This is a genomic window from Streptomyces sp. NPDC059828 (assembly GCF_042731955.1).
Classification (GTDB): Bacteria; Actinomycetota; Actinomycetes; order Streptomycetales; family Streptomycetaceae; genus Streptomyces.
Map to the genome: position 1 here is coordinate 87,416 of NZ_JBHWIW010000013.1, position 19,093 is coordinate 106,508.

The 19,093-nt window shown below is 68.9% G+C and carries 18 protein-coding genes; 4 read left to right on the top strand and 14 right to left on the bottom strand.

Annotated elements, in window-relative coordinates:
- Positions 1-36: 36 nt before the first annotated feature.
- On the top strand, positions 37-849 hold the full coding sequence (locus tag ACFV6V_RS11155) for an SAM-dependent methyltransferase (RefSeq protein ID WP_385562320.1): 813 nt from the start codon (positions 37-39) through the stop codon (positions 847-849).
- Positions 850-928: 79 nt separating this feature from the next.
- On the opposite strand, the gene ACFV6V_RS11160 is transcribed toward ACFV6V_RS11155, so the two are convergent.
- Both ACFV6V_RS11160 and ACFV6V_RS11165 read right to left on the bottom strand, forming a co-directional pair.
- Entirely contained in the window at positions 929-1,831 is a 903-nt protein-coding gene (locus ACFV6V_RS11160) for a helix-turn-helix domain-containing protein (RefSeq protein ID WP_385562325.1), read from the bottom strand.
- A gap of 91 nt (positions 1,832-1,922) precedes the next feature.
- Positions 1,923-2,156, bottom strand: a complete 234-nt coding sequence (locus ACFV6V_RS11165; protein ID WP_361282699.1) for a DUF397 domain-containing protein — start codon at positions 2,154-2,156, stop codon at positions 1,923-1,925.
- Positions 2,157-2,396: 240 nt separating this feature from the next.
- On the opposite strand from ACFV6V_RS11165, the gene ACFV6V_RS11170 reads away from it, so the two are divergent.
- Positions 2,397-2,888: an ATP-binding protein gene (locus ACFV6V_RS11170; RefSeq protein WP_385562329.1), complete on the top strand. Its 492-nt coding sequence runs from the start codon at positions 2,397-2,399 to the stop codon at positions 2,886-2,888.
- A 96-nt stretch (positions 2,889-2,984) separates the two neighbouring features.
- Here ACFV6V_RS11170 and pssA read toward each other — a convergent pair whose 3' ends face one another.
- From pssA to ACFV6V_RS11215, 9 genes are all read right to left on the bottom strand, one after another.
- Positions 2,985-3,869: a CDP-diacylglycerol--serine O-phosphatidyltransferase gene (pssA, locus tag ACFV6V_RS11175; protein ID WP_385562331.1), complete on the bottom strand. Its 885-nt coding sequence runs from the start codon at positions 3,867-3,869 to the stop codon at positions 2,985-2,987.
- Positions 3,856-4,512, bottom strand: a complete 657-nt coding sequence (locus ACFV6V_RS11180) for a phosphatidylserine decarboxylase (protein WP_361282693.1) — start codon at positions 4,510-4,512, stop codon at positions 3,856-3,858. Before ACFV6V_RS11180 ends, pssA begins: the two co-directional genes overlap by 14 nt.
- Before the next feature lie 183 nt (positions 4,513-4,695).
- Entirely contained in the window at positions 4,696-5,901 is a 1,206-nt protein-coding gene (locus tag ACFV6V_RS11185) for an acyl-CoA dehydrogenase family protein (protein ID WP_385562334.1), read from the bottom strand.
- A 2-nt stretch (positions 5,902-5,903) separates the two neighbouring features.
- A complete protein-coding gene (locus ACFV6V_RS11190) occupies positions 5,904-6,416 on the bottom strand; it encodes a MaoC family dehydratase (protein WP_361282689.1) in 513 nt (170 codons plus the stop codon).
- Positions 6,417-6,421: 5 nt separating this feature from the next.
- The gene (locus tag ACFV6V_RS11195; RefSeq protein ID WP_385562337.1) at positions 6,422-7,387 is read right to left on the bottom strand and encodes an HpcH/HpaI aldolase/citrate lyase family protein; all 966 of its coding nucleotides are present in this window, start codon (positions 7,385-7,387) and stop codon (positions 6,422-6,424) included.
- On the bottom strand, positions 7,384-9,417 hold the full coding sequence (locus ACFV6V_RS11200; protein ID WP_385562340.1) for a protein meaA: 2,034 nt from the start codon (positions 9,415-9,417) through the stop codon (positions 7,384-7,386). Before ACFV6V_RS11200 ends, ACFV6V_RS11195 begins: the two co-directional genes overlap by 4 nt.
- A gap of 20 nt (positions 9,418-9,437) precedes the next feature.
- On the bottom strand, positions 9,438-10,775 hold the full coding sequence (gene ccrA, locus ACFV6V_RS11205) for a crotonyl-CoA carboxylase/reductase (protein WP_361282683.1): 1,338 nt from the start codon (positions 10,773-10,775) through the stop codon (positions 9,438-9,440).
- A 453-nt stretch (positions 10,776-11,228) separates the two neighbouring features.
- Positions 11,229-12,059: a TetR family transcriptional regulator gene (locus ACFV6V_RS11210; RefSeq protein WP_385562343.1), complete on the bottom strand. Its 831-nt coding sequence runs from the start codon at positions 12,057-12,059 to the stop codon at positions 11,229-11,231.
- Between the two features lie 103 nt (positions 12,060-12,162).
- Complete coding sequence (locus ACFV6V_RS11215) at positions 12,163-13,962, bottom strand: 3-hydroxyacyl-CoA dehydrogenase family protein (RefSeq protein ID WP_385562346.1); 1,800 nt, start codon at positions 13,960-13,962, stop codon at positions 12,163-12,165.
- Between the two features lie 392 nt (positions 13,963-14,354).
- Here ACFV6V_RS11215 and ACFV6V_RS11220 point away from each other — a divergent pair, with 392 nt between their 5' ends.
- Positions 14,355-14,930 (top strand): HEAT repeat domain-containing protein, encoded by a 576-nt coding sequence (locus ACFV6V_RS11220; protein WP_385562348.1) that lies wholly within the window; start codon positions 14,355-14,357, stop codon positions 14,928-14,930.
- Positions 14,931-14,940: 10 nt separating this feature from the next.
- Here the strand turns inward: ACFV6V_RS11220 and ACFV6V_RS11225 are convergent, their stop codons facing one another.
- The 3 genes from ACFV6V_RS11225 to ACFV6V_RS11235 form a co-directional block, all read right to left on the bottom strand.
- Positions 14,941-15,351, bottom strand: coding sequence for a RidA family protein (locus ACFV6V_RS11225; protein WP_385562350.1), 411 nt, complete (start codon positions 15,349-15,351; stop codon positions 14,941-14,943).
- A 39-nt stretch (positions 15,352-15,390) separates the two neighbouring features.
- Positions 15,391-17,064, bottom strand: coding sequence for an alpha/beta hydrolase (locus tag ACFV6V_RS11230; protein ID WP_385562353.1), 1,674 nt, complete (start codon positions 17,062-17,064; stop codon positions 15,391-15,393).
- A 139-nt stretch (positions 17,065-17,203) separates the two neighbouring features.
- Positions 17,204-18,298 (bottom strand): Rv2578c family radical SAM protein, encoded by a 1,095-nt coding sequence (locus tag ACFV6V_RS11235; RefSeq protein WP_385562355.1) that lies wholly within the window; start codon positions 18,296-18,298, stop codon positions 17,204-17,206.
- A 135-nt stretch (positions 18,299-18,433) separates the two neighbouring features.
- Here ACFV6V_RS11235 and ACFV6V_RS11240 point away from each other — a divergent pair, with 135 nt between their 5' ends.
- Positions 18,434-18,877 (top strand): SRPBCC family protein, encoded by a 444-nt coding sequence (locus tag ACFV6V_RS11240; protein WP_385562358.1) that lies wholly within the window; start codon positions 18,434-18,436, stop codon positions 18,875-18,877.
- The last annotated feature ends 216 nt before the right edge of the window (positions 18,878-19,093 follow it).

Consider the following 19,093-nt stretch of genomic DNA (forward strand, 5'->3'; position numbering starts at 1 on the left):
CAGATTCCGATTACCCCTGACGTGAATGAGGACTGGATGCAACGCGAGTCGTGGCGCCCGGACGCCATCGACACCAACGTGCCGAGCGTGGCACGGATGTACGACTACCTCCTGGGAGGTGACGACAACTACCAGTCCGACCGGGACGCTTGTGTCGAGCTCCTCAAACAGGTGCCCAGTACCAAGGTGTTGGCCGTCAACAACCGCCGGTTCCTCCAGCGTGTCGTCCGGACGCTGGCCAACGACTACGGTGTGCGGCAGTTCATCGACCACGGGTCCGGGCTGCCGACCCAGGACAACGTCCACCAGGTCGCCCAGGCCGTGGCCCCGGAGTCGCGGGTCGTCTACGTCGACAACGACCCGATCGTGCTGGCGCACGGCCGTGCGTTGCTCGAGGAGAACGACCGCACCGCGGTCATTCAGGCCGATATGCGGGACACCGAAGCCATCTTCGGACATGCGGAGACCACCCGGCTCATAGACTTCAACCAGCCGGTCGCCGCGCTGTTCGTCTCCGTGATGCACTGCATTCCGGACGAGTCCGATCCGGCCGCCCTGGTACGCGGGGTTGCCGAACGACTCGTGCCGGGAAGCTTCCTGGTGGTGTGTCAGCTCGTCAGCGACCGGCCCGAGATCCGTAAGTTCGTCACCGACTTCATGGCGGAGGCAACGGGCGGGCACTGGGGCAGGGTGCGCGAGGAGCACGAAGTCGCCGCGTACCTCAAGGGCTTGCAGATCCTGGAGCCGGGACTGGTGGAAGTGTCCAACTGGCGGCCGGACAACGACCTTGCCCCGGTGCAGCAGACCGACGAGTGGATCGAGTGGGGCGGCGTCGGCCGGCTCGTGTGAGGCCCGGCATCGCCGGAGAACGTCCCCGCTTCCCCGTTCTCCCGTTTCCCCGGCCCCGAGGCCGGGGAAAGACGGGACGTCACAGAGCGCTGATGCGCTCCATGATCAGGTCACGCGTCTCCCGGGGTGTGAGCGCACACGCTCCGATCCGGTCCATCATGTCGCGGTACTGCTCCACGACCTGCGGCTTCTGGCTGAAGGTGCTGTCCGTCAGATGCTCGATGTAGACGGCGTCCTTCAAGTCGCGCAGCGCGAAACGAAGATAGGTCAGACCGGTGCCCACGCCGACCGATGCCGTGACGGACAGCGGGGCCACCTGCAAGGTGATCCGGGGCTGACTCGTCATCTCGAGGAGATGGCCGAGCTGTCCGCGCATGACCTCGGGGCCACCGACGGTGCGCATCAGTACGGACTCGTCGATCACCGCCCACAGCCGGGGACCGTCGGTCTGTGCGAGCTGCCGCTGGCGTTCCCGGCGCAGATCGACCCTGCGGTGCACTTCATGCGCGTACAGCCGGGCAGGGCCTGACTGGATCACCGCCCGTGCGTACTCCTCGGTCTGGAGCAGTCCCGGCACGTAGAACGGCTCGTAGGTCCGGATGGTCGACGCCGCGCCCTCCAGGGAGACCAGCGGGGTGAAGAAGTCGGACAGGACGTCGCTGAAGGAGTGCCACCAGTCCGTCCGGCGGGACTGCTCCACCAGCCGCAGGAACTCGGAGACGCGGACCTCGTCGCCCACTCCGTAGAGATTCAGCAGGGCCAGGGCGTCCGCGGGCTTGCAGCCGTGGCGCCCGAGTTCTATGCGGCTGGTCTTGGAGCGCGAGAACCCGAGCCGGGTGTCGACCGCGGAGGGGTCGAGCCCCGCGCCTACCCGCAGTTCACGCAGCTTGCCGCCCAGAATCAGCTTCAGAGCGGTCGGATTTCCCTCGACCGCGCCCAGCGGACTCATGAACAACGGCGTGCTCGGTTCTGCTGCGGCCATCGCATGCTCCTGCGGATGAGGGGAGGACGTTGACACTATCCCGCACGGGCGGACGTGAGCCATGGGTGCGTGGGCCGCTTCCCGTTGGGATTCAGACAATCATGGCGTCGAAGTCGCCATCCCGGGCGCCCGCGACGAAGGCCGCGAGCTCGTCACGCGTATAGATCAGCGCCGGTCCGTGCGGATCACGGGAGTTGCGCATGGCGATGCTGCCGTCCGGGAGCGTGGCCAGCTCCACGCAGTTCCCGGTGGCGTTGCTGTGAGTGCTCTTGATCCAGGTCGCCGGCGTCAGTGCGTCAGCCCGCATGCCATTGGAGAACTCCATGTCCTTGAACCCCTTTTCGTCGGTTTGTGCCGGTGGGTAGGGTCACCCTGGAATCAGCCAGTGCAATCCCAGGTGCAATTGCATTTTCGGCGCGCACTCGACAATACTCGTTCCGCATCCGCCGCCGCAGCGTCGAACACCGAAGCTTTCAGGGGGACATGACCAGTGACGATTTACATGTCAACCAGTGCGAGCACCACCTCCGACTGCGCTGACCGGCGTCCATCCGGGGCAATCGGCATGAATCCGACGCGTGAACGCTCACCGTCGGGTCCAGAGCTCCACCTGGAGCACGGCTTCGGGGCGGACAACTTCGCCGCCTGCGGCCTCGACGGCCACCCCCGGAACGCACGCCAGGCGCGCCGGTTCGTCGATGTCACCCTGCGCGGCTGGGGACTGGCGGCACTCGTCCCCGACATGGCGCTGGTCGCCGGTGAACTGGTGACCAACGCCGTCCGGCACGCGCTCGAGCCCGGGCCCGCGGCACAGGACGGCTATCCGCTCTGGCTGGGCCTCTACCTCCAGCCCGGTCACGTGGTCTGCACCCTGACCGACCCGAGCACCGCGCCACCTCGTCCCCAGCCCCGGCTCCAGTCCCCGGCGCCCTGGGCGCCCGGTGGCCGCGGGCTCGCCTTGGTGGACGCCCTCAGTGAGAGCTGGTCCTGGTCCCTCACCCCGCCCCTGGGCAAGGCCGTGTGGGCGAGCCTGGCGCTGCCCGCCCAGGCGGTCTGAACCGGGTCACGGCCGCCCGCCGGGGTGGAAACACGACGAAGGCCCCGGGTGCGATCACTCGCACCCGGGGCCTTCCCGGTCTGTCCCCGACGAGCGCTACGGCAGCTGCGCCGAAGCCCGCGCCTCGCGGCGGTTGTCGCGGAAGGTGTTCACCCGCCGCGCCGTGGCGAACAGCGGGATCGTCGCCGCCAGCACGATCTGGAGCGCGCAGCCGGTCTGGAGCAGCAGCTGACCGCCCGGGGCGTCGAACGCCCAAGCGGCCAGCAGGCCCATGGCTCCCACGATCCAGCTGAGCATCGCCACCGCCAGCTTGCCCCGCGGCTTCGGGTACTCGACCCGGCTCACCATCAGCCACGCCGTGCCGATGATCGCCAGCAGGGTCGGGATGAAGGGCAGCTCCAACAGCACGATCGAGACCACCGTCAGCGCGCCGAAGGGGCTCGGCATGCCCTGGAACATGCCGTCCTTCAGCGTGACGCACGAGAAGCGCGCCAGCCGCAGCACCACCGCCAGCAGCACCACGATCGCGGCCAGTGCCGAGACCTTCTGATGGGCGTCGTCGGCGACCATGCCGTAGACCAGCACGAAGTACGCCGGGGCCAGCCCGAAGCTGATCAGGTCGGACAGGTTGTCCAGCTCGGCACCCATCGGCGAGCTGCGCAGCTTGCGGGCCACGATCCCGTCGAAGAGGTCGAAGACCGCGGCGCACAGCATCAGGATCACGGCCGTCGCGGCGGAGTGCCGCGCCATGCCGCTCTCGCCGCTGCCGACGAGGTGCGGGATGAGGATCCCGGTGGTGGTGAAGTACACCGCCATGAATCCACAGGTCGCGTTACCGAGCGTGAGCGTGTCCGCTATCGACAGCCGCAGCGAGAGCGGCATCTCCTCCGCTTCGTCCGCGGCCCCGGAGCCGGACTCGGTCTCGAAGGCATCCGCCTCCGGGACCCAGCCCGCCTGTGTGTCGGGATCAATCACGGTCAATGCGAGTCACCCCCGCGGTTGTGGTCTGGCCGACCTCGACCGCGACTTCCACACCCTCGGGGAGGTAGATGTCGACGCGCGAGCCGAAGCGGATCAGACCGATGCGGTCACCCTGCTCGACCTTCGTGCCCTGGGGAAGGTACGGGACGATGCGGCGCGCCACGGCGCCGGCGATCTGGACCATCTCGATATCACCCAGCTCGGTGTCGAAATGCCAGATCACACGCTCGTTGTTCTCGCTCTCCTTGTTGAAGGCGGGAACGAATCCACCGGGCACATGCTCGACGGACGTGACCGTCCCGGCGAGTGGGGCGCGGTTCACGTGGACGTTCAGCGGGCTCATGAAGATGGCGACGCGGGTCCGCCCGTCCTTCCACGGCATGATGCTCTGCACCACGCCGTCGGCAGGGGAGATGACCCGGCCCTGGGCGATCTCGCGCTCGGGGTCGCGGAAGAACCACAGCATGCCCGCCGCGAGCGCGGTGGTGGGCACGGCGATGGCCGCGGCACGCTTCGACCGGCGCGCACGCACCAGGCTCAGGGCCGCGGTCGCGACGGTCGGCAGAAGCCACGGCGATGCTCCGCGCGCAATGCGTACGCCGAAGCGGCTGTCGCGAGGTGCAGAGGTTTGGCTGTGGGGCATGGATGACCTTCGTAGCGGATGATGCCGCGCTGGCAGAACACGGGGACGGGCAGCTGTCGGCGGCTTTCCGGAGATGGTATCGGTTGCGCACCGCAACTGGGCAAGCCGGAAGTCGAGTCGGCGGCCGGAAGAAGATGACTCGGTGTGATCTTCTTCGCGGCCGAACCGACTCAGAAACGACATTCAGCCCTGGAGTCGGTACTCCTCGAGAAGCCGACGGCCAATGATCATTTTCTGGATCTCGGCGGTACCTTCGCCGATCAGCAGCATCGGGGCCTCACGGTAGAGGCGCTCGATCTCGTACTCCTTGGAGAAGCCGTAGCCGCCGTGGATCCGGAAGGCGTCCTCGACGACTTCCTTGCAGTATTCGGAGGCGAGGTACTTCGCCATCCCTGCCTCCAGGTCGTTTCGCTCCCCGGAGTCCTTTTTGCGTGCTGCGTTGACCATCATGGCATGGGCGGCCTCGACCTTGGTAGCCATCTCGGCCAGTTTGAACTGAATGGCCTGGTGCTGGGCGATCGGCTTGCCGAAGGTGCTGCGCTGCTGGGCGTATGAGACGCCCAGCTCGAAGGCACGCTGCGCGACACCGCAGCCACGGGCCGCCACGTTCACGCGGCCGACCTCGACGCCGTCCATCATCTGGTAAAAGCCACGGCCGGTGGTGCCGCCGAGCACACGATTGGCCGGAATGCGCAGTCCGTCCATGATGAGCTCGGTGGTGTCGACACCCTTGTAGCCCATCTTGTCGATCTTCCCGGGAATGGTGAGGCCGGGGCGGACCTCCCCGAAGCCGGGCTCCTTCTCGACCAGGAAGGTGGTCATCGACTTGTGCGGGGCCGTGCCCTCGGGGTGTCCTTCGTCACTGCGGACCAGAACGGCCACCAGCGTGGACGAGCCGCCGTTCGTCAGCCACATCTTCTGGCCGTTCAGGACGTACTCGTCGCCGTCCTTCACCGCCTTCGACGAGATCGCCGACACGTCCGAGCCCAGAGCCGGCTCGGACATCGAGAACGCGCCGCGCACCTCTCCTGCCGCCATCCGGGGCAGGAAGTGGTCCTTCTGCTCCTGGGTGCCGTGCTGCTTGAGCATGTACGCCACGATGAAGTGGGTGTTGATGATGCCCGAGACGGACATCCAGCCGCGGGCGATCTCCTCGACGCAGAGCGCGTACGTGAGCAGGGACTCGCCCAGGCCCCCGTACTCCTCCGGGATCATCAGACCGAACAGTCCGAGCTCCTTGAGCCCGTCGACGATCTGCTGCGGGTACTCGTCCCGGTGCTCCAGCCCGGTCGCGACCGGAATGATCTCCTTGTCGACAAAGTCCCTGACGGTGCTCAGGATCTCCTGCTGGACATCGGTCAGACCGGCGGTCTGGGCGAGTCGGGCCATGGCTACTTCTCCTGCTGCTTCAGTTCGGGGCGGCCGGGCTGCTCGCCGCCGCGCTCCTTGATGTACGTCTCGGTGGGGACCATCACCTTGCGGCGGAAGACGCACACGAGCGTGCCGTCCTGCTTGTAGCCCTTGGTCTCGACGTAGACGATGCCGCGGTCGTCCTTGGACTTCGACGGCCACTTGTCCAGCACCGTGGTCTCGCCGTAGATCGTGTCGCCGTGGAAGGTCGGCGCCACGTGCTTCAGCGACTCGATCTCCAGGTTGGCGATCGCCTTGCCGGAGACGTCCGGTACGGACATGCCGAGCAGCAGCGAGTAGATGTAGTTGCCCACCACGACGTTCTTGCCGAAGTCCGTCGTCTTCTCCGCATAGTTGGTGTCCATGTGGAGGGGGTGGTGGTTCATGGTCAGCAGACAGAAGAGGTGGTCGTCGTACTCCGTGACCGTCTTTCCGGGCCAGTGCTTGTAGACGGCACCGACCTCGAACTCCTCGTATGTGCGTCCGAACTGCATGCTGCTCAGGCCTCCGGGATCTCGAACTTCGTGGTGCGCTGCATGCCGGCGGCCCGGCCCTTGCCGGAGATGACCAGGGCCATCTTGCGGCTCGCCTCGTCGATCATCTCGTCGCCGAGCATCGCGGAGCCCTTCTTGCCACCCGCCTCGGACGTGTAGTAGTCGTACGCGTCCAGGATCAGCTCGGCGTGGTCGTAGTCCTCCTGGGAGGGCGAGAAGATCTCGTTGGACGCCTCGACCTGGCCCGGGTGCAGCACCCACTTGCCGTCGAAGCCCAGCGCGGCGGCGCGCTGGGCGACCGCGCGGTAGCCGTCGATGTTGCGGATCTGGAGGTAGGGGCCGTCGATCGCCTGGAGGTTGTTGGCGCGGGCGGCCATCAGGATCTTCATCAGGATGTAGTGGTAGGCGTCCGCCGGGTAACCGGGCGGCTGCTCACCCACGACCAGGGACTTCATGTTGATGGACGCCATGAAGTCGGCCGGGCCGAAGATGATGGTCTCCACGCGCGGCGAGGCCTGGGCGATCGCGTTGACGTTGTTGAGGCCCTGGGCGTTCTCGATCTGCGCCTCGATGCCGATCTTGCCGACCTCGAAGCCCATCGTCTTCTCGATCTGCGTCAGCAGCAGGTCCAGGGCGACGATCTGCTCGGCGTTCTGGACCTTCGGCAGCATGATGCAGTCGAGGTTCTGGCCCGCACCCTCGACGACCGTCACGACATCGCGGTACGTCCACTGCGTCGTCCAGTCGTTCACCCGCACGACACGCGTCTTGCCGGTCCAGTCACCCTCGTTCAGGAACTTCACGATGGTGTGCCGGGCCTCGGGCTTGGCCAGCGGCGCACACGCGTCCTCCAGGTCGAGGAAGACCTGGTCGGCGGGCAGGCCCTGGGCCTTCTCGAGGAAGCGCGGATTCGAACCGGGGACCGCGAGGCAGGAGCGGCGCGGCCGCAGACGGTTCACGGGGCTGGTCATGCGGGGACCTCCACGGGGTCGAGCTTGTTCGCTTTCCGGATCTCGTCGACGATACGTCCGATGATCTCGGTGATACCGAAGTCCTTCGGTGTGAAGACGGCGGCCACACCCGCACGCTTCAGATCCTCGGCGTCGCTGTTCGGGATGATCCCGCCCACGATCACCGGGATGTCGGACGCGCCGGCCTCGCGCAGGCGCCGCAGTACGTCAGGCACCAGCTCGGCGTGCGAGCCCGACAGGATCGACAGGCCCACGCAGTGCACGTCCTCGGCCAGCGCGGCGTTGACGATCTGCTCCGGCGTCAGCCGGATGCCCTGGTAGACCACCTCGAAGCCCGCGTCACGCGCGCGCACGGCGATCTGCTCGGCGCCGTTGGAGTGGCCGTCCAGACCAGGCTTGCCGACGAGGAGCCGCAGCCGTCCCGCGCCGAGCTCGTCGGCGGTACGGGACACCTTCTCGCGGACGTGGGCCATCGGGGTGCCCTCCTCGGCGGTCACCGCGACCGGCGCGGACGAGACGCCCGTCGGAGCGCGGAACTCGCCGAAGACATCCCGCAGGGCCCAGGCCCACTCGCCGGTGGTGACGCCCGCTCGGGCGCACTCGACGGTGGCCGCCATCAGGTTGGTGTCGCCGGCCGCGGCCGCCTTCAGGGCCGCCAGGGCCTCCTGGGCGCGGTTCTCGTCGCGGTCGTCGCGCCACTGGTGGAGCTTGGCGACGACACGCGCCTCGTTGGCCGGGTCGACCGTCATGATCGCGGTGTCGAGGTCCGAGGTGAGCGGGTTGGCCTCGGTGGTCTCGAAGATGTTGACCCCGACGATCTTCTCCTCGCCGCCTTCGATCCTGGCCCGCCGCTCGGCGTGCGAGGAGACCAGCTGCGACTTGAGGTAGCCGGACTCGACGGCGGCCATCGCGCCGCCCATCTCCTGGATCCGGTCGATCTCGGCGAGCGACTCCGCGACCAGGGCGTCCACCTTGGCCTCGATGACATGGGAGCCCGCGAAGATGTCCTCGTACTCCAGGAGATCGCTCTCGTGCGCGAGCACCTGCTGGATACGCAGCGACCACTGCTGGTCCCAGGGCCTGGGCAGACCCAGGGCCTCGTTCCACGCCGGAAGCTGTACGGCGCGGGCGCGGGCGTCCTTGGAGAGGGTCACTGCCAGCATCTCCAGCACGATGCGCTGGACGTTGTTCTCCGGCTGCGCCTCGGTCAGCCCGAGCGAGTTGACCTGGACGCCGTAGCGGAAGCGGCGCTGCTTGGGGTTCTCGATGCCGTAGCGCTCGCTGGTCACCTTCTCCCAGATGCGGCCGAAGGCGCGCATCTTGCACATCTCCTCGATGAAGCGGACGCCCGCGTTCACGAAGAAGGAGATACGGGCGACGACATCACCGAACTTCTCCTGCGGCACCTGTCCGGAGTCGCGTACCGCGTCCAGCACGGCTATCGCGGTGGACATCGCGTACGCGATCTCCTGGACAGGGGTGGCCCCGGCCTCCTGGAGGTGGTAGCTGCAGATGTTGATCGGGTTCCACTTGGGGATGTTCGCCACCGTGTAGGTGATCATGTCGGTGGTGAGACGCAGGGAGGGCCCGGGCGGGAAGACATGCGTCCCGCGCGACAGGTACTCCTTGACGATGTCGTTCTGCGTCGTCCCCTGGAGCTTGGTGATGTCGGCACCCTGCTCCTCCGCGACCACCTGGTAGAGCGCCAGCAGCCACATGGCGGTGGCGTTGATGGTCATCGAGGTGTTCATCTGGTCCAGGGGGATGTCCTGGAACAGCCGCCGCATGTCACCGAGGTGCGAGACCGGGACCCCGACCCGGCCGACCTCGCCGCGGGCGAGGATGTGGTCGGGGTCGTAGCCGGTCTGGGTCGGCAGGTCGAACGCGACCGAGAGACCGGTCTGGCCCTTGGCCAGGTTGCGCCGGTACAGCTCGTTGGACGCCTCGGCCGTGGAGTGGCCGGCGTACGTCCGCATGAGCCACGGCCGGTCCTTCGGCTGTCGCCCGTTGGCGATCTGACGCTCTGTCATCTGATGGACCTCTGGCTCGCTCAGATGTTCCGGAAGCGGTTGATGGCGTCGATGTGCTTGGCGCGCATCTCCTCGTCGCGCACGCCCAGGCCCTCCTCCGGGGCCAGGCACAGCACGCCGACCTTGCCCTGGTGCACGTTGCGGTGCACGTCGTGAGCGGCCTGACTGGTCTCCTCCAGGGAGTAGACCTTGGACAGGGTCGGGTGGATCTTGCCCTTGGCGATCAGGCGGTTGGCCTCCCACGCCTCGCGGTAGTTCGCGAAGTGCGAGCCGATGATCCGCTTCAACGACATCCACAGGTAGCGGTTGTCGTACTCGTGCATGTAGCCCGAGGTCGAGGCGCAGGTGGTGATGGTGCCGCCCTTGCGGGTGACGTACACGGAGGCGCCGAAGGTCTCGCGGCCCGGGTGCTCGAAGACGATGTCGATGTCCTCGCCGCCGGTGAACTCGCGGATGCGCTTGCCGAAGCGCTTCCACTCCTTCGGGTCCTGGGTGCGCTCGTCCTTCCAGAACTTGTAGCCCTCGGCGCTGCGGTCGATGATCGCCTCGGCGCCCATCGAGCGGCAGATGTCCGCCTTCTGCTCGCTGGAGACGACGCAGATCGGGTTGGCGCCGCCGGCCAGCGCGAACTGGGTGGCGTAGGAGCCGAGGCCGCCGCTGGCGCCCCAGATCAGCACGTTGTCGCCCTGCTTCATGCCCGCGCCGTTCCGCGAGACCAGCTGGCGGTACGCGGTGGAGTTCACCAGGCCCGGCGCCGCCGCCTCCTCCCAGCTCAGGTGCTTGGGCTTCGGCATCAGCTGGTTGGACTTCACGAGGGCGATCTCGGCCAGTCCGCCGAAGTTGGTCTCGAAGCCCCAGATGCGCTGCTCGGGGTCGAGCATCGTGTCGTTGTGGCCGTCCGAGGACTCCAGCTCGACGGAGAGGCAGTGCGCGACGACCTCGTCACCGGCGTTCCAGGCGTTCACGCCGGGGCCGGTGCGCAGCACGACGCCCGCCAGGTCGGAGCCGATGATGTGGTACGGCAGGTCGTGGCGCTTGGTGAGCTCGGAGAGACGCCCGTAGCGCTCCAGGAAGCCGAAGGTCGAGACCGGCTCGAAGATCGAGGTCCACACCGAGTTGTAGTTGACGGAGCTCGCCATCACGGCGACGAGCGCCTCACCGGGGCCGAGCTCGGGAAGCGGGACCTCGTCCAGGTGCAGGGACTTCCGCGGGTCCTTCTCGCGGGTGGTGAGGCCCGCGAACATCTCGGCCTCGTCCTTGTGCACGGTCACCGCACGGTACGACTCGGGGAGCGGGAGTGCGGCGAAGTCGGCGGACGTGGTGTCCGGCGACTGGATCGCGTCCAGGATTTCCTTCACGGTGATGCCTCCAGGGGGTCCCCCCGGCCGGAGTCCGGGGGAGAAACGCTCGATGGCGAACGCTGAGGGTTACGTCGGGATGTGCTGCTGTGGAGGTGTGCCGTCGGTTCGGCGGGGTGGTGCTTCGGCGGCGCCGGGTGGGCGCGTGAGGTGCCTGTGACGCAGGCGTCCGGGCGCGCGAGCCGGGTGGCTTGCGGGGACAGCCGGCGTACGACAGTTGTCTGCACGCCGGCCGCCCGGACACCCTCAACGTATGGCACCCCGTGCCAGGCCGCAAGACACTGGGTGCCAAGAATTTCACTCAGATGCAATCCGTTGATTACATATGAGCGATGATCGATCGAATCGGTCTCCTGAACAGCGAAAACGGCCGCCCCGAAGGGCGGCCGTCACCATGTGCGTTCGTAAAAATCCATGCGGTGAATCTTGTGAGACCCCGCTGTTTCCCGGCGGTCACCTCTGTCTGAGTGCCTGCTCGATGGTGCGCATCACCTCGGGCAGCGGGGCGTCCGTGCGGGCCACCGCCACCAGCACCTCGGGTCCCGCAGACTCCACCCGGGCCGCGGCCGCGGGGGCGCGCTCGGTGCCGGTGCGCCCTGCCCCGATGCCCGACCCGAAGGTCTCGCGGACGATGTCGAAGGCGTGGTCGAGCTGGGCCTCCACATCGCCCTGGCCCCCCGCCCGCAGCCAGCGGCGCAGCACGTGGTTGTGCGCCGTGACGACGGCGGAGGCGGCCACCTCGGCCAGCAGAGGGTCGTCATTGCCCGTGTGGTGGTCCCGCTCGTCGAAGTGCCCGAGCAGATAGCGGGTGAACAGCCGCTCGTACCGGGCCACGGAGGCGATCTCACGCTCACGCAGCGTGGGCACCTCGCGCGTGAGGCGGTAGCGCTCGACGGAGACCGCCGGCGACGACGCGTACATCTTCATGACTTCCTTGATGCCGCGGCACACGGTGTCCAGCGGATGCTCGTGCGGCGGTGCGGCGTTGAGCACCGCCTCCGCGCGCACCAGGGTGTCGTCATGATCCGGGAAGATCGCCTCTTCCTTGGAGCGGAAGTGCCGGAAGAAGGTCCGGCGTGCGACCCCGGCCGTCGCGGCGATCTCGTCGACGGTCGTCGCCTCGTACCCCTTGGTCGCGAACAATTCCATGGCCGCCGTGGCCAGTTCCCGCCGCATCTTGAGGCGCTGGGCGGCGGCGCGGCTGCCGGCGGCGCTTTCCGGGGCGTCGGGTGCGGAAGAGGCGGACCTGGAAGGCCGTCGGGGAGCGTCAGCGGGCTGGGACATGATCTGAACGTACTGCATCTGCTCAGGGGGCCGCTCCTGCGGGGACGAGCTGCCCGTGCCGTCGAGCAGCCCGCCCCAGCCCGTCCCCTGTGCGCGGCCGGAATCAGCGCCGGGCATATTCGCGGAAGCCGCGACCCGTCTTGCGGCCCAGGCAGCCCGCGGCCACCAGGTGCTCCAGCAGCGGAGCGGGCGCCAGACCCGGATCACGGAACTCGCGGTGCAGCACCTTCTCGATGGCGAGCGAGACATCGAGGCCGACCACGTCGAGCAGTTCGAAGGGACCCATCGGGTAGCCGCCGCCCAGCTTCATCGCGGTGTCGATGTCGTCCAGGGTCGCGTAGTGCTCCTGGACCATCTTGATCGCGTTGTTGAGGTAGGGGAACAGCAGCGCGTTGACGATGAAGCCCGCACGGTCACCGCAGTCCACCGGGTGCTTCTTGATCTTCGCGGTGACCTCGCGGACGGTGGCGTGCACATCGTCCGCGGTCAGGACGGTGCGGACCACCTCGACCAGCTTCATCGCCGGAGCCGGGTTGAAGAAGTGCATGCCGATCACGTCCTGGGGCCGCGAGGTGGCACGCGCACAGGCCACGACCGGCAGCGAGGAGGTGGTGGTGGCCAGCACCGCGCCCGGCTTGCAGATCTTGTCGAAGGTGCCGAACAGCTGCTGCTTGATCTCCAGGTCCTCGGCCACGGCCTCCAACGCCAGATCGACATCGGAGAAGGCGTCCAGGGAACCGGCCGGGGTGATCCGGTCCAGCGTCTCGTCCCGCACCTCGGCCGTCATGCGGCCCTTGTCGACGGAGCGCGAAAGCGACTTGGCGATACGGTCCTTGGCCGTCTCGGCCTTCTCCAGGCTGCGGGCGGCCAGGACGACCGCGTAGCCCGCCTTGGCGAAGACCTCGGCGATACCGCTGGCCATGGTGCCGGAGCCGGCGACGCCGACCGAGCTCACCTGGCGCCCGCCCGAGGCCTGCGCGGTCTCCGGCGGGGTGAGCGCGTCCCGCACCACCGTGCCGCTGTCCGGCGCCTCGTAGGTGTAGAAGCCACGGCCCGACTTGCGGCCCGTCAGGCCCGCTTCGCTGAGCTGCTTCAGGATCGGCGCGGGGGCGTGCAAGCGGTCGTGGGACTCGGAGTACATGGCGTCGAGCACCGTACGGGCCGTGTCGATGCCGATCAGGTCGAGCAGCGCCAGCGGGCCCATCGGCAGCCCGCAGCCCAGCTTCATCGCGGCGTCGATGTCCTCGCGGGAGGCGTACTTCGCCTCGTACATGGCAGCGGCCTGGTTGAGGTAGCCGAAAAGCAGCCCGTCGGCGACGAAACCGGGCCGGTCGCCGACCGCGACGGGCTCCTTGCCCAGGTCGCGGGCCAGCGCGGTGACCGCTTCGATCGCCTTCGGGGCCGTCAGCACCGAGGAGACCACCTCGACCAGCTTCATCGCGGGGGCCGGGTTGAAGAAGTGCAGACCGAGGACCCGCTCGGGCTGGGCCGAGTCGGCGGCGAGCCGGGTGACGGACAGCGCGTTGGTGCCGGTGGCGAGGATCGTCTCGGGGCGGACGATGCCGTCGAGCGCGCGGAACACCTGCTGCTTGGTCTCGTAGTCCTCGTTGACGACCTCGATCACGAGGTCCGCATCGGCCGCCGCCTGGAGATCGGAGAAGGTGCGGAAACGCGCGAGGATGTTCCGGCGCTCCTCCTCCGTGATCCGCTCACGCTCCACCGCGCGGGCCGTGGCTGCCTCGAGCGTGGCGACCGCGTGGCGGGCGGCGGTGTCGCTGATGTCGATACCGATGACCTCGCGGCCGGAGCGGGCCAGGACCTCGGCGATGCCGGTGCCCATGGTGCCGAGGCCGACGACGGCGATGGTCGAGAGGGATGCGGGGGAAGAGAGAGGGGTGTCCATCACGGGACTCCAGAAATGAGTGACGACTGAGGGAGAGCGCGCGAGCGGCGAACACGAGGGATGCGAGCGCGCGGCGATGTGTGTCGTGGTGTCACCGCGGCGGGCGCGGTGGAGAGGAGACGGACCCTGTCCCGGGGTCGCGCCGTACTGCCGAACCGACAACTCCGCGTGCCGTCCGGCACGGGATACCTCTCGGTGGCTGCGTCACCAGGCCACCGGGAGTCGAACGGGTGGTACCCGCTCACCTGAGCTTAACTGGCGGGTAACGAGCGCGCCAGCCCTTCGTCGGGAGCAGGCGATGTGATCTGCGCCGCTGCGGCCGGATGATCGCCGGCGCCCGGCTGCGGCCGTTCCGGCCCGTCGACCCCTCCGGCGGGCCTACGCTGCCCCTCATGGACGCCGATCTCGAGGACCTGGCGCTGCGCACCCGGGAAGAGCTGTCAGGGCCGGCCGACGAGGAACTGCACCTGCGGCTGACCGCCACCGAGGATTCCGACGCGCTGGCCGCCGTGCTCACCGAGACCCAACGCCCCTTATGGGCCCGCGAGATCGCCGCCTTCAGGCTCGGCTGCGCCGGGGACCGCCGCGCCTTCGAGTCCCTCGTGCTGCTGCTCAACCACCGCGACCCGGGGCGTTGTGTCTCCGCCGCCCACGCACTGACCCGGCTCGGCGACCCCCGCACCGCCCGGGCCGCCGCCGCACTCGCCACCAATGAACTGCGCGTCGCCTACGCCCTCGCACCCGTACGCCTGCTCGCCGCACTGCGGGCGCCCGAATCCGCTCCGGCCCTGATCACCACACTGGGCCGGAGGCTGACCCCCGGCGACCCCCACTGGCGGGTGGCCCTCGCCTGCGTCGAGGGCCTGGGCGCGCTCGCGGACGAGCGCGCCCGCCCGGTCCTGGAGGCCGCCCGCACCCACCCGAGGCTGTCGGCCGCCGCCTCCGCCGCGCTCGGACGGCTGCCCTGAGCCGTGTGGCCTACCGGTCGCCGTCCGGGACGATCGCGAAGGCCTCGACCTCCATCAGCAACCGGGGGTCGACCAGCGAGCCGACCTGCACCGCGGAGCTCGCCGGCAGCCGGTCGCGGTCGAGATACGCGTCCCGGGCGTCGCGTACCGCGGGCAGGTGCGCCATGTCGGTCAGGAAGTACGTCAGCTTCACCACGTCCGGGAACCCGGCGCCCACCGAGGCAAGGCAGCGGCGCAGATTCTCGAAGACCTGCCGGGCCTGGGCGGCGGGGTCGCCCTCGCCGACCAGTTCCCCCTCCTCGTCCAGGGCGATCTGACCGGATACGGCGACGAAGCGGCCCGTTCCCGCGACGACGTGCGTGTAGGCGGACGCGGGGAACACGCCGTCGGGCGCGTGCACATGGGTCAGATGGGTGTCCATCGCGCCATTCTGGCGCAGGCGCCCGGCGGAGCACGCGCGTCAGACTCCGCGACCGGGGATTCCCAGCCCGTGCAGCCCGTGCAGCGCTCCCCCCGTCATCTGCGTCCCTTCCCTGCCGCTGGACTTGTCCTCCCCGGCGGCCTGCGCAGCCGGGGGCTCGGGTTCCGGCCTGGCCGCGCAGAAGGCGTCCGCCGCATCGCCAGGGACAGCCGGAGGCAGCGCGCCGGTGGCTAGGTAGTCCGTCAGATACCGGTCGAGGCAGGCGTTCCCGCTCAGGCTGATCCCGTGATTGCCGCCGCCGCGCTCGACGACCAGGCGCGAGCCGTGCAGCTTGCGATGCATGGTGACGGCACCTTCGAAGGGCGTCGCCGCATCGTCGGTCGCCTGGAAGAGCAGCACCGGGGGCAGCGCGGTGTTCGCCACGTCCACCGGTCCGAGTGACGCGACAGGCCAGAACGCGCAGGGAGCGTTGTACCAGGCGTTGCTCCAGGTGAAGAACGGTGCCTTGGCGTGGATCGCGGTGTTGTCGGCGCGCCAGGCCGGCCAGGACCGGGGCCACGGTGCGTCGTGGCACTCCACCGCCGTATAGACGGAGTAGCCGTTCTCGCCCTTGCTGTCCACCGCGCCGAGTGCCCTGTAGGCGTCGAGCAGCGGCTGGGTCCTGCCATGGAGGGCGTACGCCGCGAAGGCGTCGGCGAGCCGTGGCCAGTAGCGGTTGTCGTATCCGCCCGGCAGGAAGGTGTCCTCCAGCTCGCCGGGACCGACCTTCCCACCCGCCGGCGCCCGGCGCAGCGCCTCCCGCATGGTGTACCACGCCGCCTCGACGCCGGCCGGATCGGTGCCCAGCCGGTAGGTCGCATGATGCCGGGCCACCCAGGCGGCGAAGGCCTTGTGGCGTGAGTCGAAGGCGAGGTCCTGGCCGAGGTTGTCCTCGTACCAGACGCCATCCGGGTCCACCACCGAGTCGAGCACCGCCCGCCGCACCCGGTGCGGGAACTGCCTGGCGTAGACGGCGCCCAGGTAGGTGCCGTACGAGTAGCCGAAGTAGCTGATCCGCTCGGCGCCGAGGGCGGCCCGGATCAGGTCCATGTCCTTCGCCGCGTTCACGGTACTCAGATGGGGAAGCAGGTCCGGGTACTTCCGCCCGCACTCCCGGGCGAAGGCCCGGGCTCGGGCGAGCTGCGCCGACTCGTCGGACACCGTACGCGGCACCGGGTCGGGACGCACCGGGGCGAAGTGGCCCGGCCGGCAGGTGAGCGCGGGTGTGGAGGCGCCCACCCCGCGGGGATCGAAGCCGATCACGTCGTACTGGGCGGAGACCTTCGCCGGCAGCGACGTCGCCACGTACCCCGCCAGGTGCAGCCCGCTCGCCCCCGGGCCTCCCGGGTTGACCAGGAGCGGCCCTTGGAAGGCCGGGTCCGTGTGGCGCACCCGCGACAGCGCGATCGTGATCTTCCTGCCGCCTGGTCGCGCATGGTCGAGCGGCACCGGCACCTGGGAGCACTCGAGCCGTGGATACGCCTTCGTGGCACAGCTTCGCCAGGCGAGGGCATCCGACTGCCGGGGCTGCGGCCGTGTGGCAGCGTTTGTTGGGTTTGCTGCGTTCGTCGCGTTCGTCGCGTTCGTCGCCGCGGACGGCAGGGCGACCGCCAGTGAGCCCACCACCGCCCCTGCGGCGAGCAGCGCTGCGGTGTGTGCGGTGCGTCTGTCCATGCGGTCTCCCCATGTGGCGGCAGGGGTACGGCCGAGCGCCTGCCCCCTGCGCGAGGGCTTCCCGCATTCCGGTGCTCGCGGACGTGTGCGGCGCGGAGTTGACCCGTTTGATTCAGGAGCCGCGAGGGAGGCGATGGATTCAGAGGAGGCTGAGCTGGGTGGCGCCCGGATCCGTCGGCGCCGCTGCGGCCGGGGCGGTCTTGTCGGGCGCCGGGATCCGCCGCGGTGTCCCGCGCTGTGCCGGGCCGATGCCGAACTCGGTGGCCAGCTCGTGGACGTAGCGGGTGATCCTCCGCTGGTACCACGTGGGCGCGTACGCCCCCTCCGCGTACAGCCGCTCGTAGCGCCGCACCAGGTGGGGATGCTCCCTGCCGAGCCAGGCGATGAACCACTCGCGCGCCCCGGGCCGCAGATGCAGTACCAGCGGCGTCACGGACGTCGCACCAGCCGCCGCGATGGCCCGCACGGTCGCCCGCAGCTGGTCCGGATGGTCGCTCAGGAAGGGGATGACCGGAGCCATCAGCACCCCGCAACCGATCCCGTGGTCCGTCAGCGTCCGGACCACGTCCAGGCGCCGGTCCGGAGAGGGCGTGCCGGGCTCCACCGAGCGCCACAGCGCCCGGTCGACGAAGCCGACCGACACGGAGATACCGACGTCGGTGACCGCGGCGGCCTCGAGCAGCAGATCCAGATCCCGCAGGATCAGCGTCCCCTTGGTGAGGATCGAGAACGGGTTCGCGTAGTCGCGCAGGGCGCCGATGATCCCCGGCATCAGCTGGTAGCGCCCCTCGGCCCGCTGGTAGCAGTCGACGTTGGTACCCATCGCGATGTGGGCGCCCTGCCAGCGGGCCGAGGCCAGCTGACGGCGGAGCAGCTCGGGGGCGTTGATCTTGACGATGATCTGGCTGTCGAAGCCGATCCCGGTGTCGAGGTCCAGATAGCCGTGGGTCTTGCGGGCGAAGCAGTAGACACATGCGTGGGTGCAGCCACGGTAGGGATTCACCGTCCACTCGAACGGCATGCGTGAGGCCCCGGGTACCCGGTTGAGGATCGAGCGGGCGCGGATCTCGTGAAAGGTGATGCCGCGGAACTCGGGCGTGTCGAAGGTGCGGGTGGTCACCGCGTCCATGCCGAAGAGCGCGGTCTCCCCGGGTGCGGCGGGCCCGGTGTGCGGCGCGTTCCGGGTGTTCTGGCGGTGGTTCTGCGGATCGTCGGCGAGATTGTCCCAGCGCATGGGGCGCCTCCTCGGTAGCACTGACCACAGAATAGAACACTTGTTCCCTTGATCGCCTCTACCCCTGATTTGGAGGGCCGTGCGGGAGGTGATTGGCTTGGCTCCCCTGACGGAACCGAGTGCTGGAGGACAGGCATGGCGCAGGTCGAGGCCACGACGGAGCGGATCATCGCGGCGGACGCGGAGACCGTGTTCGATGCGCTGGCCGACTACAAGGACACCCGCGCGAAGCTTCTGCCGGGTCACTTCAGCGAGTACCAGGTGCGTGAGGGCGGTGACGGCGCCGGAACTCTCGTCCACTGGAAGCTCCAGGCCACCAGCAAGCGCGTCCGTGACTGTCTGCTCGAGGTGACCGAGCCGGCCGAGGGGCAGCTCGTCGAGAAGGACCGCAACTCCTCCATGGTCACCACCTGGACGGTCACTCCGGCCGGTGAGGGCCGCGCCAAGGCCGTCGTGACCACCGTCTGGAACGGAGCGAGCGGCATCGGCGGATTCTTCGAGCGGACGTTCGCGCCGAAGGGGCTCGCCCGGATCTACGACGAGGTCCTCGCCAAGCTGGCCGCCGAGGTCGAGAAGTAGTCGAGCCGGCCGACTGCCGTCGTGAACCGGCAGTCGTGAACTGGCAGTCACCGCACCGTAGTTGCCGGCCGCTGCGGTGTACGGGGGAGGTCACCGCTTCGAGTGGTCTTCCCTGGGGGCTTCCCTGACACCCGAGGCGCCGGGTGTCAGGGAAAAGCGCCTGATGAGCGCTGGTAGTGCGCCCGCGTGCGCCGGGCTCAGAGACCCTTGCCCTTC

Excerpts from the sequence above, each read along its gene's own strand:
- ACFV6V_RS11210 (WP_385562343.1), bottom strand. The coding sequence starts at position 12,059 with ATGTCCCAGCCCGCTGACGCTCCCCGACGGCCTTCCAGGTCCGCCTCT.
- ACFV6V_RS11225 (WP_385562350.1), bottom strand. The coding sequence starts at position 15,351 with ATGGACACCCATCTGACCCATGTGCACGCGCCCGACGGCGTGTTCCCC.
- ACFV6V_RS11180 (WP_361282693.1), bottom strand. The coding sequence starts at position 4,512 with ATGCCCCACAGCCAAACCTCTGCACCTCGCGACAGCCGCTTCGGCGTA.
- ACFV6V_RS11160 (WP_385562325.1), bottom strand. The coding sequence starts at position 1,831 with ATGGCCGCAGCAGAACCGAGCACGCCGTTGTTCATGAGTCCGCTGGGC.
- ACFV6V_RS11155 (WP_385562320.1), top strand. The coding sequence starts at position 37 with ATGCAACGCGAGTCGTGGCGCCCGGACGCCATCGACACCAACGTGCCG.
- ACFV6V_RS11170 (WP_385562329.1), top strand. The coding sequence starts at position 2,397 with ATGAATCCGACGCGTGAACGCTCACCGTCGGGTCCAGAGCTCCACCTG.
- ACFV6V_RS11215 (WP_385562346.1), bottom strand. The coding sequence starts at position 13,962 with ATGGACACCCCTCTCTCTTCCCCCGCATCCCTCTCGACCATCGCCGTC.
- ACFV6V_RS11190 (WP_361282689.1), bottom strand. The coding sequence starts at position 6,416 with ATGCAGTTCGGACGCACATACGAGGAGTTCGAGGTCGGTGCCGTCTAC.
- ACFV6V_RS11185 (WP_385562334.1), bottom strand. The coding sequence starts at position 5,901 with ATGGCCCGACTCGCCCAGACCGCCGGTCTGACCGATGTCCAGCAGGAG.
- ACFV6V_RS11195 (WP_385562337.1), bottom strand. The coding sequence starts at position 7,387 with ATGACCAGCCCCGTGAACCGTCTGCGGCCGCGCCGCTCCTGCCTCGCG.
- ACFV6V_RS11230 (WP_385562353.1), bottom strand. The coding sequence starts at position 17,064 with ATGGACAGACGCACCGCACACACCGCAGCGCTGCTCGCCGCAGGGGCG.
- ACFV6V_RS11165 (WP_361282699.1), bottom strand. The coding sequence starts at position 2,156 with ATGGAGTTCTCCAATGGCATGCGGGCTGACGCACTGACGCCGGCGACC.
- ACFV6V_RS11240 (WP_385562358.1), top strand. The coding sequence starts at position 18,434 with ATGGCGCAGGTCGAGGCCACGACGGAGCGGATCATCGCGGCGGACGCG.
- ACFV6V_RS11220 (WP_385562348.1), top strand. The coding sequence starts at position 14,355 with ATGGACGCCGATCTCGAGGACCTGGCGCTGCGCACCCGGGAAGAGCTG.
- ACFV6V_RS11235 (WP_385562355.1), bottom strand. The coding sequence starts at position 18,298 with ATGCGCTGGGACAATCTCGCCGACGATCCGCAGAACCACCGCCAGAAC.
- ACFV6V_RS11200 (WP_385562340.1), bottom strand. The coding sequence starts at position 9,417 with ATGACAGAGCGTCAGATCGCCAACGGGCGACAGCCGAAGGACCGGCCG.